Raw genomic sequence first — 13,138 nt, forward strand, 5'->3', positions numbered from 1 at the left:
AAATAATTTTACCAATAAATTGATACAAAATGTATTTATTTTATGAAATGAAATGTAATGTATTTTAATGTATTGTAATGTATTGCTGCTCTTAAGTTCTTTTTTACCTCTAACCGGTTCCAAATCAAAATAACCCACGAGAGAGACACTTTCTCTAGTGTCTTTCTCGTGGGTTAACACAGCTAATAAATCGCGAATATAGTAGCAACTCAAAATGCATTAATAATATGATCAACCGACACGGTTTCGCCCGCTTTATCCAGCATTACTGCAATCACATCAAAACGGATTTGATGATTGGTCTCTCCCGTCATTTGCAAATATACAGATGCGGTTGCACGTACCTGCTGCATTTTACGGATATCTACCGACTCCTGGGGTGTTCCATACTTTCCAGTTCCGCTTCTACTCCGGACTTCAATAAAAATGATCATGCCTTCATGGGCAGCAACGATATCAATCTCTCCGCTTCGGCAACGCCAATTTTGACGGAGAATCCGATAATGATGCTCCCGAAGCCAGTCGCAAGCAGCTTCTTCACCCAATCGTCCCTTTTGCTGACGTGTCAGTTTTGAAGCTGGACCCTCTTCTGATCTGCGCTCTACCATGAATCCTCTTCCTCTCGTCCAGAAGCCAGACGGTCAGCTCGATAAATATAGGTTAACACTTCGGCCACCAGTTGATACAGCTCCGACGGAATCTGTTCATCCAGATCCAGCTTGGATAACACTTCGACAAGTGCAGCATCCTCCTGAACAGGAACACCATTTTCCTTGGCTTTATCCAAGATGGCTTCTGCCACTTTGCCACGGCCTTTGGCCACCACGACTGGCGCTTCACTCTCACCAGGTACATATTTTAATGCAACGGCCTTTTTGGAGATCAGGTCCGGTTGCGAATCCTCTTTCATACCCGCATGTCCACCCCTTTGTATCGTTCAGGACTGTAGTCCGAGGCAGTCATTTTCCGTTCAGCACCCGGTTCCTGGCCCACAGGCCATGGTTCTGCCTTGAAGGTCAGCAGCTGATAGCCCAGCTTGTCCAACGCCCGGTGGATCTCTTCACGCCCACTTTCCAGAAGCAATCCCATTCCTTCACGATCATTCAGGACGCGAAGACTGACGATATTATTGACAACATGCACATCCACCAGCGTTGGACCGAGACTTTTCATATCCAGATCAAACCACAGGCGGCAGTTGGAAGCATCCAGCTCCCCGCGTTGCCCCCGTCGGGACTGTATCTGGACAGAAGCTGTCTCTTCTCCATCGGGTCCCGTAATGGGGATAAACCAGTGCATCTGGGCAAAAGCAGCACTGCGATCCGTTGTCAGCAATAACTGCTGACCTGTCAGAAATTGCACGGCCTGTCCGGCGGCATCCTTGAGCGCCGCCGGTGCACCGTCGCTGCTGGCAAGCTGCAGCAGCAAGCCCTTCAGCGAGTCCGTGGTTCCCGGACTCGCCACATCCCCCACGCGCGCCTGCGCAGCCGCGCCGTGCACTGCCTGCTGCTCGTGCTCTGCACCGAGCAGCTTCAACACGCGCCCCACCCACGGATCCCCCTCGTGGGTGACAGGCGCCGCCGCAGCTCCCCCAGGTGCTGCGGCACTACCGCCAGCCGGCAGCGCATCCGCGCCGGCTGGCAAAGGCTGCGGCACGCCTCCGGCAGCCGCAGCCGCCTGGCCGCCCTGCGATGCAGGGGCGGCCAGTGTCGCCGCACCGGGCTGTGCCGGTGCGGCTGTGGACGCGCTGCGCAGCGCGTCCAGCAGCGCCAGCAGCTTGGGCGCCAGCTGCGCTGCCGATGGAGCTGCTGGCGCCGCCTGTCCTGCTGCGGCAGAAAGCACCGCAGCAGCAGGCGTTTCACCGCGGCCGTCCACTCGACCGGCCGCGTTCCCCTCAGGCTGGACCGTAATCACACGGCCAGCCGCAGTATCCACAGCCGCCCCCGGTGTGCCCGGGCGGCTCCCCGCAACGCCCGCATCAGATGCACGCGGGCTCTCACCAGGTATTCCGGTTCCCGCCGGAATACCTGCACCAACCTTGCCAGCAGTTTCAATATTGCTGGCCCCTGACTTCATTCCAGTAGCTTCCGCATTTACCGAACCTGTACTTGTCTGCCCATTACCTTTCACCGCATTACCCGCAGCTTCCTCTGATCCATCAGCCACTGGAGCAGCACCTGCAGGTGTCCCAGGCACGAGTTGCCCTGTCAAGCCAGACGTTCCTCCTGTCACTCGCGCACCGCCTGACGGACCTAACGTTTCTCCCGTCTGCTCTACGCTTAACGGTACAGCCAATCCTCCCATAACGGATGGTCTCATCGTGGCTGCCCGTTCTCCACTACCTGCCGGTTTGCCCGCTGTTTGGGTCAGCATGGATTCCAACTGTTCAGCCAAACCCTTTAACAACTGATGTAGTGGCGGACCAAATACAGCCTGATGCAAGCCCTTTACAGTTTCCGCCGTAACCGGAAGACCACGCTGAAATGCAATACCTGTCGCCTGCACCCATTCTTCGACAGGCACCTGTGCAGGTTTAGCTGTCATCATATTTTGAACCATAGCTACATTATCCTTGGTTAAAGGTAACCCGCTTCGCTGCATGGATAACAATAGTTCACGATTACCTTTGGTATCCGGCAAACCTACCTCCTGAAGCAAATTGTTCAAAGAAGCCTGTGGAAGTTCTGCCAATGTGCCCGTGAGCGGCTTCATGACCGTTACTCCATTCTCACCTGGAGGCTGGACCTGAAGCAGTGTTGTTTCACCTGGTCGAAGCGGGGTTTCCAGTTTTGCTCGCACCTGTACACCCTGAATTTGAAGAACCGCATCTGCTCCATCATCGGATACACTAACTACGGACCCTCGTACAACCTGACCTTCCTTTAACTCCAGCGGTTTGGCATTTCCCGGTTTACTATCCCCCAGCAAACCACGAATCACGGAACCTATATTCAAACCCTTCACCCTCCCTCCCTGTGTGGTCTAATTAAAATAAAGTGTGCTGCTCTCCGAGCAAATTGCCGAGAAAACTGCGACGGTGCATGGGTGTAGCACCCAGAGCCATAATTTGTTCACGATGAAATTTCGTTGCATATCCCTTATGTATTGATAAGCCATATTCCGGATATAACGTATCCCAGTCCTCTTTGCAAAGCCGATCCCGGGTAACCTTCGCAATAATGGATGCTGCCGCAATGGATTGACTGTTTGCATCGCCTTTAATAATGGACAACTGAGGTATATGCACATCTACCTTTTCAGCATCTACCAACAGATAGTCCGGCACACCCTCAAGCGCTTCTACTGCACGTTTCATGGCAAGCCTTGCAGCCTGTTTAATATTCAGTTGATCAATCGTTTCCGCATCAGCATATCCGATCCCTACTGACAATGCCTTTTCCATAATGATGTCATATAATGCGTCTCGCTTTTTCTCCGTTAATTTCTTAGAATCATTAACCCCTTCCAGAATCAGATCCCGAGGCAAAATAACGGCTGCGGCTACGACATCTCCAAATAAACAACCCCGTCCAACCTCATCAATTCCGGCAATCCGTTCAAATCCGCTTTCCCAATATTCACGCTCATAGATTAGCAGATCTTTGGGTTCGACCCATTCCTTTTTCTTCTTTTTGGGTTCAACCAGGGCATCCAACTGTGTCAAATCAGTTATCTCATTCATATCATTCATTACAGTGTCATCTCCTCTGCCCACTCTTGCTTCAACGCATCACTTTTATATCATTTATTATATAGACGTAGATTCCCGATTTTTGTTCTATCAAATCCAATTAAACAAGACATAAATTTCCGTGAAGCCTATAGATAATACGATGATGAGTTATTATTTTATCGGTATCTGATGGCTTAAATTGAAGATATTTAGTATTGAGCAGGCTAAATCTTTATCACTCATCATAGCATGATTTACAATCCTCAGATATACGTACAAAACAATACCATAAAGTGCAATTTACTAGAATCACCTTCCAGCTCTAGCAAAACTCCTTTATTTTGAATTCCAGTATGACAAAAAGCGACCGCTCCCGGTAATCCGGTAACGGCCGCTTCTTTCGGCAGTTGTTTCGTATTTAATAAGGAGCTTCCATAGAGAAACGTCCCATTTTGCCCGCACGCAGTTCACGCAGAAATGCTCGCGATGCCTTTTCCAAATCGATACGCCCACCACTCACAACACAACCACGTATACGGCCAACCTGTTCCATGATCGCAACGACACTGTCTGAATCATCCGCATCCTTAGAGAACTCCTGAAGTCCATATCGTTCTTCAAGAGAATCCCAGTAATAACGCATCAGGTAACTAATGCCAAAAAAGGCGATGTCTTCAGCATTCAGAATCTCTTCCTTGATTGCACCCGTTACCGCAAGACGATAACCCACGTTTTGATCTTCGAATTTTGGCCAAAGAATACCCGGGGTATCCAGCAGTTCCATTTCTTTACCCACTTTGATCCACTGTTGTCCCTTTGTTACACCAGGACGATCTCCCGTTGCCGCAATGCTCCGTCCAGCCAGTCGGTTAATAAGCGTGGATTTACCCACGTTTGGAATACCAACAATCAGTCCACGAACCGCTCGAGGGTTAATCCCTTTAGCTATTTGACGGTCAATTTTTTCTTTAAGGAGAAGCTTCGCTTGTGTTGGTATGTCTTTCACGTTGGTACCTGTTGAAGCATCTACAGGAAAAGCCGTGATTCCCTCTTTTTTGAAATATTCAATCCATTCTTGCGTCACTTTTGGATCCGCCAAGTCAGATTTATTCAACAAAATCATCCGGGGTTTGCCCTGTAAAATCTCATCAATCATCGGGTTGCGGCTGGAGACAGGCAGACGGGCATCCAGCAGTTCGATGACCACGTCAATCAGCTTTAACTTATCCTGAATCTGGCGTCTGGCTCGGGTCATATGACCTGGAAACCATTGAATCGTCACCTTGTCTTCACCTCATTATTTGTTGATATACAAGCTTTAACTATAACATCCACACCGCATCACTTCGCTGGCAAAATAATCTTCCGGTCATTATTATCCCCAGATTATCTCTGCCCTCTACGTTTTAGTGTATATTTTATATTTTGCTTGTATATCCTGCATTCATATTAATGGTTAATCCACTTGATATCGCCGATCGGCCAGAAAATCACATCTGCACGACCTACAATATCCGTCAGTGACACATAACCGATCATCCGGCTATCCGTACTGTTCGGGCGGTTATCCCCCATTACAAAAACATGACCTTCAGGTACTTTCCCATCCGGGAATTGCTCATTAGGGAAGTCCTTCACGTTGTAGGTTCCACCGTTCGCTTCAGCAGCATCGATGGCTCCCTGAATGTAAGTCTCATCGACTTTCTTACCATTGACCAGAACCGTATCGTCCTGAACCTCAACGGTATCGCCCGCAACAGCAATGACACGTTTAATGAAATCACGGCCTTCAGATGGAACGTGGAATACGATAACTTCTCCGCGCTGTGGTTCCCTGATATCATATAAAATTTCATTGACGATCACACGTTCACCAGTATGGAAATTCGGCTGCATGGAAGGCCCGTCCACAACAAACGGTTTGAACAGCAACCACCGAATTAAAATGACAAGTACTAGTGCAATCACGATGGCTTTGAGCCATTCGAAAATTTCATTTTTGGCTTTTTTGGATCGACTGCCTTTCTCTTCGGCAGCATTGCCCTGGTCCTGTTGAACTTCCTGTTCCATTAATGATCTTCCTCTCTTCACAGTACATGTTATAGCAGTTTTTACACATCATCAGTTATGTAATCTTACACGCAAGCATTACCAGTACATTTAATCCACAATTCAAATGTTCTTCAATAACTGATTTCACAAGCCTCCCGGACTATTCGCGCATGTGCCGCCATACCATTTTACTCGGAAGTGCACCTCCGGTTCAACTTTTCCCGGACAAAAACGAAAAGGGCTTGTCTCCAAGCCCTCCCCGGTATCCGTTATATTAACGAATTTCTTTAATTCTCGCTGCTTTACCGCGTAGTTCACGAAGATAATAAAGCTTCGCACGACGCACTTTACCACGGCGAGCCACTTCGATTCTATCGATTTTAGGGGAATGAAGCGGGAAAGCTCTTTCCACACCTACACCGTAAGAAATTTTACGAACTGTAAAAGTCTCACTGATTCCACCACCACGGCGTTTAATCACAACACCTTCGAACAATTGGATACGCTCACGAGTTCCCTCGATTACCTTAACGTGCACTTTCAAAGTGTCACCAGGACGAAAACTCGGAATATCCTTACGAAGTTGTTCTTGTGTAATCGCTTGAACGATATTCATCTATGACTCCCTCCTTCCGTACAGGCGTTCATACTTCTTCCAGAGAACACCTTGTCTCCTTCATTATCCATAGAGGACCGCCGTATTCCACATAACAGACTTATTGTATCACGCACCATAACAAAACACAAGGAAAAATAAACAAATTAGAAGTTCCACCGCGATGGATCGTCATGATTAGTATTCTGGAATAAGTCAAGCATTAGACGGAAAAAATACTGTAACTTTCTGTCAAGAAAGATCGTCTATGATATAGCTTGTTGGATTACGTGCTAATACATCTAAAATGTAATTCCATGAAGAAATGAAATGGTAAAAGGAGAACCTGTTGACTTATGAAACTCTTCAAAAAAATCGCTCTTGCTGCACTCGCTCTACTCACTTGTTCCATTACAATGTATGCGTATGCGGTAACACATCCTACCAATGCAATGTCCCACAAAGCATGCACGTCCTGGGATATGGTAAAACGTAAGGCATTTCTAATGTCTCACTCCGAGTATTCCAGCAAACCTGTACTTGATCAGGCTACCTTTCACATCGCACAAGGTTCGGCTACTGAAGTACCTGTACTGATGTATCATTACATACAGCCCAAAATCAACAACCATGAAAAAAACAACAAATCGATCATTAATCTGGAAGACTTCGAAGAAAACATGAAATATCTGCATGAAGAAGGTTACAACACAATAACACTGGAGCAGCTTGAGCAATACGTGAATGGACAGATCTCCCTGCCCCAAAAGTCTATTGTCATCACCTTTGATGATGGTTACCAGAACAATTATACTTTAGCCTACCCTGTGCTCAAAAAATATAATTTCCATGCTTCCCTGTTTGTCATCGGCAGCAAAATTCAGGATCAGCCTTCGGCTTTTGATCCAGACAAAAAAACGTTTATCTCCAAACAGGAGATGCAGGCCGCTAAGGACGTTTTTGAGTTCAATAGCCATACCTATAATCTGCATCACAAGGGATATATGCGTTGCGGTGACAACGTGCCCGTCGGACTCGACACAAGTCTGCTGAATGATGACGTCAAACTAATGAAGGAAACCGGTATAGACACGCCGTATATGGCCTATCCTTTCGGTTATACCAGCACGCAGATGATCTATCAACTGCAGAAAAATGGGTATCGCATGGCCTTTTCCGTACGTTCAGGTTTTGTTCGACCCGGGGATAATCCCATGAAGCTCCCACGATTAACGGTTACGACCGGAACTGACTTGGCTGCATTGCTCCACCCTGAATCAAACCAACAGGAAATCCTTCCTGTCGTAGAGATCAGTCATTAGGCTAGATTGAAACTTCCCCGCCCGGATAAAGAGTCGAGCTATACAGTCTTTTCGGCTGAAGCTGGGCTCTTTTTATGTCCAAAGCGGTTGGAGTAGTTATATCCATCACTGAGCTGGAATAGATTACTGCCTCATGTGCATCATAGATGATGATCTGTTCCCTGCCGCTCTGACACAAGTCAGCATGTACGGCATAGCCCTCTTTTTCAAATACTGCAACCGTTTGCATGTGACCATTGACCAAAGATGGTAAAACGCCCCCACCTCGACGATAAGCCAAGATGTAGTCAGGCCCGCTATCATCCCAGTTCTGTACAGGCTCGATAATCGTTAACCATCCACGAGTTTTACGATCTTCTTTCCATAGTTCTTTTCCTTCGCTATCCAGCATAAACATTCCATCCTTGCCATTTTCGTCGCCACGAATAATCCGATCCAGGCCTGCAATCTGTAAACCTAGCCTTCCCGAACAAAATTTCCCCAATGCGATATGCTGTGATTCAATCGAATCCTTATAACGCCATATCTCATTACCATACCGATCCATCATCACTGTGACACTGCCACCGATAACAATTTCAACCTCCCCATCCCCGTCCACATCGCCAAACCATATACAGTCTGCGTGATCATCAAGATTCTGACAGGACCATAATAATGTTCCATCATGATCCAGCATGTCATACCCGGCCATCACTTCATCCTTGCCATCCCCATCGATATCGTAAACCCACGGAAAATGACCTATATTGCCTTCGTGCTTCCACAACAAATTGAAATCATGGTCTAATGCCCATAACGTCTTATAACGATCCTTCAGCAGGATATCCATTCTGTGTAGCTCTCCAGTGAGGTTGGCAAGAATAATACAGTCATGCGCTTGTTCTCCAGGCAGATCATGACGTTTCTTTATCTCTCCCGTTCTTCCGTCCAGAATAAGAAATTGCTTGTTCATTACACACAGCACTTCATTATTTCCGTCCCCATCCCAATCTGCGATCTGAGCAGGATAGTCTGACCCTGGACCCCCTGCATCCGGATCCGGTGTTCCGACCTGCCAAATTAATGTTCCATCCAAATCATATGCCGACAAACAGCATACCTGATGCGGAACGTAACGATCGTCTATGCCTCCATCTGCCTGCACCAACAGCATCTCAAGCCTGCCATCTCCATTCAGATCGCCCAGAAGCATCTTGCAGCGCTCTCCTGCTTTGCTAATATTCACTCTACCAATTTCATAAGGCTGATGATCCATATCTTCTTCCTCCTCAGCATATCGTCTTCATACGCTTCTAGCTGAGATTACAATAAAGATATTTCCCAATTTAAACAACCCTATTTCGGAACATGCAAAAAAGTCCAATGTGGCAAAAATGTTCTATACAAAAAAGGCCAACCTTTATATCACAAGGCTGACCTTTCAAGCTTTTACATTAGTTTTTATTCCGTGCTTACACGAGATATTAAATTACTCTGCACTCTTTTCACGTTCGGAACGCAGCTTGTTTAGCCAAATTCGTTCTTTGTCCGTCAAATCCGCCGTTTCCAACAGATCCGGTCTGCGTTCCAACGTACGAAGCAAGGACTGCTCCCTGCGCCACGCCTCAATATTTAGATGATGTCCGGATAACAGCATATCCGGCACCTTCATGCCTCTGAATTCGGGAGGACGTGTGTAGTGTGGGTATTCGAGCAATCCGGTACTGAATGAATCCGTTACAGCACTTGTCTCATTACCCAGCACACCCGGAATAAGGCGCACAATACTGTCAATCGCCACCATCGCAGGCAGCTCGCCACCCGTCAACACGTAATCACCAATCGACAATTCGTCTGTCACGAGAAACTCACGGATACGCTCATCGTAGCCTTCATAATGTCCGCAAATAAAAATCAGATGATCCTCCTGAACAAGTTCTTCTGCTTTTGCCTGTGTGAACGTCTCCCCTTGTGGGCACATGAGAATAATACGTGGCGGTTTCATCGTTGCCGCGGCTTCGCCACGTTGCTCCAATACATCCTCGACAGCAGCAAAGATTGGATCTGGCTTTAATACCATACCCCCACCTCCACCGTAAGGTGCATCGTCGACTGTGTTATGTTTGTTGGTGGCATAATTCCGAAAGTTTGTTGCTCCCAGGGATACAAGCCCCTTGGTTTGGGCTTTGCCGAGAATGCTCGTCCCAAACACGCCTTCAAACATTTCCGGGAATAGGGTTAATACATCCACTTTCATGTTACAGCAGCCCTTCCATCAGGTGAATCTTGACCTGCTGCTGAGCAACGTCTACGTCAAGAACAACATCATCAATGACCGGAAGCAGAATTTCTTTGCCTGCTGGTGTTTTGACAACCCATACATCATTCGCTCCAGGAGTCAAAATCTCAGTGATCGTTCCAAGTGTTTCGCCTTCATCTGTAATAACCGAACACCCAACAATTTGGTGGAAGTAGTATTCGTTCTCTTCCAGCTCAGCCAAGTTTTCTTTCAATACTTTGGCCATGCCACCCTTGAACTTTTCGACTTCATTGATATTTCCGTATTCTTTCAGACGAAGAATGTACATATTTTTATGCAAACGCGCAGATTCCACATTAACTAATACGGGATGATTATCCGGTGTAAAAAGAAACAGTTCCGCATCTTTAGCGAACCGTACTTCCGGAAAATCGGTTAAAGGCATAATTCTCAACTCACCGCGAATGCCATGCGTATTGACGATCTTCCCTACATTCATAAATTCTGCCATAAGTTCCTCCTGCAATCCATTCATATTGGTACTCATATGTGATGATCTCCCTGCGACCGTTCCGGTTATGGACCGTTCTTCGGATCGCTGTTATCTTAACGCTTCTTCAGAATCGATTCCGTACCCTTCACTACTTCCGCAGATAATCATACTTGACGAGCTATTTCAATCCTATTATTTAAGTTTCAGCATGCACGAAAAGGGGCTAGGACATGCATCCTAACCCCCTTTCGTATATCTTTAAGATATGATATCGACGGTTACCCGTTTATCCATCTTAACTGCTGCTGATGTGACGACCGTACGAAGAGACTTTGCGATTCGTCCCTGTTTACCAATCACTTTCCCAACATCGTCAGGATGAACGGTTAACTCATATACGACAAGCCGATCTTTCTCAACCGTCCGAACCGCCACATCTTCCGGATGATCGACCAAAGCCTTAGCAATTATGCTTACTAATTCTTCCATAGATGACCCTCCGAATCAGCACCTTATTTAGTCAATTTAGACTCGTGGAACTTCTTCATCACGCCCGCTTTGCTCAGCAAGTTGCGGACAGTGTCGGATGCTTGCGCACCGTTTTGAAGCCATTGCAATGCTTTATCTTCATCGATCTTAACAACAGCCGGTTGTTCAACCGGGTTGTAGTAACCGATCTCCTCGATAAAACGACCGTCACGTGGGGAACGGGAATCCGATACCACTACGCGGTAGAAAGGAGCTTTGTGAGCACCCATACGTTTCAGACGAATACGAACTGCCATTTGAAAATTCACCTCCTTCAATGAAATCTGTATATCGTTCAGCTGCAATTGAAATCAACGGAAAGGAAACTTCATTCCTTTACCCAGACCCTTAAGCTGCTTCATCGCTTTATTTTTGCCGCCTTTAGGTCCCATCATATCCGAGAACTGTTTCATCATGCGGCGCATCTCATCAAACTGCTTGATCAGACGATTTACTTCAGCCAGGGATGTTCCACTACCTGTAGCAATCCGCTTCCGGCGGCTATGGTTGATCATATCCGGGTTACGTTTCTCTTCGGTCGTCATGGAGTACACGATCGCTTCGATCCGGCCCATCTGTTTATCATCAACCTTCAGGTCCTTGGCTTGTTTCATCTTGCCCATGCCAGGAATCATATCCATAATCTGATCGATTGGTCCCAGCTTTTTCACTTGATCCATTTGCTCCAGGAAATCTTCGAACGTGAATTCTGCATTACGCATCTTCCGTTCCATTTCCTTGGCTTTTTCGGTATCAATGTTGGACTGTGCCTTCTCGATCAGAGAGAGCATGTCACCCATACCAAGAATACGGGAAGCCATACGCTCTGGATGGAAAGGCTCAAGTGCGTCCAGTTTCTCTCCAAGGGAGGCAAACTTGATCGAACAACCAGTGACGGCTTTAACAGAAAGCGCGGCACCACCACGAGTATCTCCATCAAGCTTGGTCAGAACCACACCTGTCAGATCAAGCTGCTGGTTAAAGTGTTCTGCCACATTAACTGCATCCTGACCTGTCATGCTGTCCACGACAAGCAATACTTCATCCGGATTCACTACGCTGTGAATCTGACGAAGTTCTTCCATCAATTCTTCATCGACATGCAGACGTCCAGCTGTATCGATGATGACATAATCATTACCGTTATCCTTGGCATACTGCAGACCCTGACGTGCGATCTCTACAGGGCTTGTCTGATCTCCCAGTGTAAATACCGGCGCTTTGATCTGCTCGCCGAGCACTTGCAACTGCTTGATCGCTGCTGGACGATAAATATCTCCTGCAACAAGTAACGGTCTGCTGTTTTGCTTTTGCAGCATCTTGGCCAGTTTACCGGATGTCGTCGTTTTACCCGCACCCTGCAAACCAACCATCATCAGTACCGTAGGCGGTTTGTTGGCTTTGGCCAGCTTCGACTGGCTTCCACCCATCAAATCCGTCAGTTCCTTGTTTACAATGTCGATAATGACCATTCCGGGCGTGAAGCTCTCCATCACTTCTTTGCCAACAGCCTTCTCTTTCACCTTGGCGATGAATTCCTTGACCACTTTGAAGTTTACATCCGCTTCGAGCAATGCCAGACGTACCTCGCGCATAGCTTCGGCAACATCTTCATCAGACACCTTGCCTTTGCCGCGCAGCTTGCTGAACACATTCTGCAATCGGGTCGTTAATCCTTCAAATGCCATGATCCCACCTCCTTAAGCTGTAATACTGTTTTCAGGACTGATACGTTTCGTTCAACTCTTACGAACTATTCTCTGAGCTGATGAACAATATCGTTTATTTGTTGGTTGTTATCAATGGAAACGCCTGCGCGCTCCAATGCATTTTGCAAATCTTCAAGATTACGGTTGCGCCGTTCGTGCTTCTCCAGCAAGCCAAGCTTGCTTTCGTAATTTTCCAGCATTTGTTCGGCACGCTTGATATGCTCGTATACCGCCTGGCGGCTGATCTCAAACTCGGCTGCAATCTCGCCCAGCGAAAAATCATCATGAAAGTAATACTTTAGAAAAGTCTGCTGTTTCTCGGTAAGTAAGCTTTCATAGAAAGCAAACAGCAAGTTAATCCGGTTTGTCTTCTCAAGCCGGTTTTCTTGACTCATAACGGGGCACTCCCTTCGTCAAGGAAAAACACTTTACACTCTTGCAACGTTCCTAATAATACCTAAAACAAATCAGGTTGTCAAGCAAAAATACTTGTCACAATAAAAACGTGCATCTGGAGCTCATAT

Annotated in this window: 15 protein-coding genes; 1 reads left to right on the plus strand and 14 read right to left on the minus strand. The window is 46.9% G+C overall.

From position 1 onward, the window contains the following. Positions 1-209: 209 nt before the first annotated feature. The 7 genes from Q0V21_RS12980 to rplS form a co-directional block, all read right to left on the minus strand. The gene (locus tag Q0V21_RS12980; RefSeq protein ID WP_079346990.1) at positions 210-608 is read right to left on the minus strand and encodes a YraN family protein; all 399 of its coding nucleotides are present in this window, start codon (positions 606-608) and stop codon (positions 210-212) included. Further along, positions 602-910, minus strand: a complete 309-nt coding sequence (locus tag Q0V21_RS12985) for an EscU/YscU/HrcU family type III secretion system export apparatus switch protein (RefSeq protein WP_024630195.1) — start codon at positions 908-910, stop codon at positions 602-604. Before Q0V21_RS12985 ends, Q0V21_RS12980 begins: the two co-directional genes overlap by 7 nt. Continuing rightward, complete coding sequence (locus tag Q0V21_RS12990; RefSeq protein WP_301879258.1) at positions 907-2,955, minus strand: DNA ligase; 2,049 nt, start codon at positions 2,953-2,955, stop codon at positions 907-909. Before Q0V21_RS12990 ends, Q0V21_RS12985 begins: the two co-directional genes overlap by 4 nt. A 31-nt stretch (positions 2,956-2,986) precedes the next feature. Next, positions 2,987-3,691: a ribonuclease HII gene (locus Q0V21_RS12995; protein ID WP_024630193.1), complete on the minus strand. Its 705-nt coding sequence runs from the start codon at positions 3,689-3,691 to the stop codon at positions 2,987-2,989. Positions 3,692-4,091: 400 nt separating this feature from the next. Further along, on the minus strand, positions 4,092-4,955 hold the full coding sequence (gene ylqF / locus Q0V21_RS13000; RefSeq protein ID WP_301879259.1) for a ribosome biogenesis GTPase YlqF: 864 nt from the start codon (positions 4,953-4,955) through the stop codon (positions 4,092-4,094). A 167-nt stretch (positions 4,956-5,122) separates the two neighbouring features. After that, complete coding sequence (gene lepB / locus Q0V21_RS13005) at positions 5,123-5,743, minus strand: signal peptidase I (RefSeq protein ID WP_024630191.1); 621 nt, start codon at positions 5,741-5,743, stop codon at positions 5,123-5,125. A 256-nt stretch (positions 5,744-5,999) separates the two neighbouring features. Next, positions 6,000-6,341, minus strand: a complete 342-nt coding sequence (gene rplS / locus Q0V21_RS13010) for a 50S ribosomal protein L19 (RefSeq protein ID WP_024630190.1) — start codon at positions 6,339-6,341, stop codon at positions 6,000-6,002. Between the two features lie 335 nt (positions 6,342-6,676). Between rplS and Q0V21_RS13015 the strand changes: the two genes are divergently transcribed. Next, positions 6,677-7,642: a polysaccharide deacetylase family protein gene (locus Q0V21_RS13015; RefSeq protein WP_079346998.1), complete on the plus strand. Its 966-nt coding sequence runs from the start codon at positions 6,677-6,679 to the stop codon at positions 7,640-7,642. A 1-nt stretch (position 7,643) separates the two neighbouring features. Here the strand turns inward: Q0V21_RS13015 and Q0V21_RS13020 are convergent, their stop codons facing one another. The 7 genes from Q0V21_RS13020 to Q0V21_RS13050 form a co-directional block, all read right to left on the minus strand. Further along, entirely contained in the window at positions 7,644-8,900 is a 1,257-nt protein-coding gene (locus Q0V21_RS13020; protein WP_301879260.1) for a hypothetical protein, read from the minus strand. A gap of 213 nt (positions 8,901-9,113) precedes the next feature. Then, positions 9,114-9,881, minus strand: coding sequence for a tRNA (guanosine(37)-N1)-methyltransferase TrmD (gene trmD / locus Q0V21_RS13025; protein WP_079347002.1), 768 nt, complete (start codon positions 9,879-9,881; stop codon positions 9,114-9,116). Between the two features lies 1 nt (position 9,882). Next, positions 9,883-10,395 carry a ribosome maturation factor RimM gene (rimM, locus tag Q0V21_RS13030; RefSeq protein WP_079347286.1) on the minus strand — a complete coding sequence of 171 codons (513 nt, stop codon included), beginning with the start codon at positions 10,393-10,395 and terminating at the stop codon, positions 9,883-9,885. Between the two features lie 240 nt (positions 10,396-10,635). Beyond that, entirely contained in the window at positions 10,636-10,866 is a 231-nt protein-coding gene (locus Q0V21_RS13035) for a KH domain-containing protein (protein ID WP_024630185.1), read from the minus strand. 23 nt (positions 10,867-10,889) lie between these two features. After that, positions 10,890-11,162: a 30S ribosomal protein S16 gene (gene rpsP, locus Q0V21_RS13040; RefSeq protein WP_024630184.1), complete on the minus strand. Its 273-nt coding sequence runs from the start codon at positions 11,160-11,162 to the stop codon at positions 10,890-10,892. A 54-nt stretch (positions 11,163-11,216) separates the two neighbouring features. After that, positions 11,217-12,593, minus strand: coding sequence for a signal recognition particle protein (gene ffh, locus Q0V21_RS13045; protein WP_301879266.1), 1,377 nt, complete (start codon positions 12,591-12,593; stop codon positions 11,217-11,219). Between the two features lie 65 nt (positions 12,594-12,658). Next, the gene (locus Q0V21_RS13050; protein ID WP_024630182.1) at positions 12,659-13,009 is read right to left on the minus strand and encodes a putative DNA-binding protein; all 351 of its coding nucleotides are present in this window, start codon (positions 13,007-13,009) and stop codon (positions 12,659-12,661) included. Positions 13,010-13,138 lie beyond the last annotated feature (129 nt).

The sequence above is a fragment of the Paenibacillus sp. 11B genome (assembly GCF_030487755.1).
GTDB classification, from domain to species: domain Bacteria; phylum Bacillota; class Bacilli; order Paenibacillales; family Paenibacillaceae; genus Paenibacillus; species Paenibacillus vandeheii.

What these genes read in the sequence shown, in the direction of transcription:
- Q0V21_RS12980 (WP_079346990.1), bottom strand. Translation starts at nt 608, where the DNA reads ATGGTAGAGCGCAGATCAGAAGAGGGTCCAGCTTCAAAACTGACACGT.
- Q0V21_RS12985 (WP_024630195.1), bottom strand. Translation starts at nt 910, where the DNA reads ATGAAAGAGGATTCGCAACCGGACCTGATCTCCAAAAAGGCCGTTGCA.
- Q0V21_RS12995 (WP_024630193.1), bottom strand. Translation starts at nt 3,691, where the DNA reads ATGAATGATATGAATGAGATAACTGATTTGACACAGTTGGATGCCCTG.
- lepB (WP_024630191.1), bottom strand. Translation starts at nt 5,743, where the DNA reads ATGGAACAGGAAGTTCAACAGGACCAGGGCAATGCTGCCGAAGAGAAA.
- rplS (WP_024630190.1), bottom strand. Translation starts at nt 6,341, where the DNA reads ATGAATATCGTTCAAGCGATTACACAAGAACAACTTCGTAAGGATATT.
- Q0V21_RS13015 (WP_079346998.1), top strand. Translation starts at nt 6,677, where the DNA reads ATGAAACTCTTCAAAAAAATCGCTCTTGCTGCACTCGCTCTACTCACT.
- Q0V21_RS13020 (WP_301879260.1), bottom strand. Translation starts at nt 8,900, where the DNA reads ATGGATCATCAGCCTTATGAAATTGGTAGAGTGAATATTAGCAAAGCA.
- trmD (WP_079347002.1), bottom strand. Translation starts at nt 9,881, where the DNA reads ATGAAAGTGGATGTATTAACCCTATTCCCGGAAATGTTTGAAGGCGTG.
- rimM (WP_079347286.1), bottom strand. Translation starts at nt 10,395, where the DNA reads ATGGCAGAATTTATGAATGTAGGGAAGATCGTCAATACGCATGGCATT.
- Q0V21_RS13035 (WP_024630185.1), bottom strand. Translation starts at nt 10,866, where the DNA reads ATGGAAGAATTAGTAAGCATAATTGCTAAGGCTTTGGTCGATCATCCG.
- rpsP (WP_024630184.1), bottom strand. Translation starts at nt 11,162, where the DNA reads ATGGCAGTTCGTATTCGTCTGAAACGTATGGGTGCTCACAAAGCTCCT.
- ffh (WP_301879266.1), bottom strand. Translation starts at nt 12,593, where the DNA reads ATGGCATTTGAAGGATTAACGACCCGATTGCAGAATGTGTTCAGCAAG.
- Q0V21_RS13050 (WP_024630182.1), bottom strand. Translation starts at nt 13,009, where the DNA reads ATGAGTCAAGAAAACCGGCTTGAGAAGACAAACCGGATTAACTTGCTG.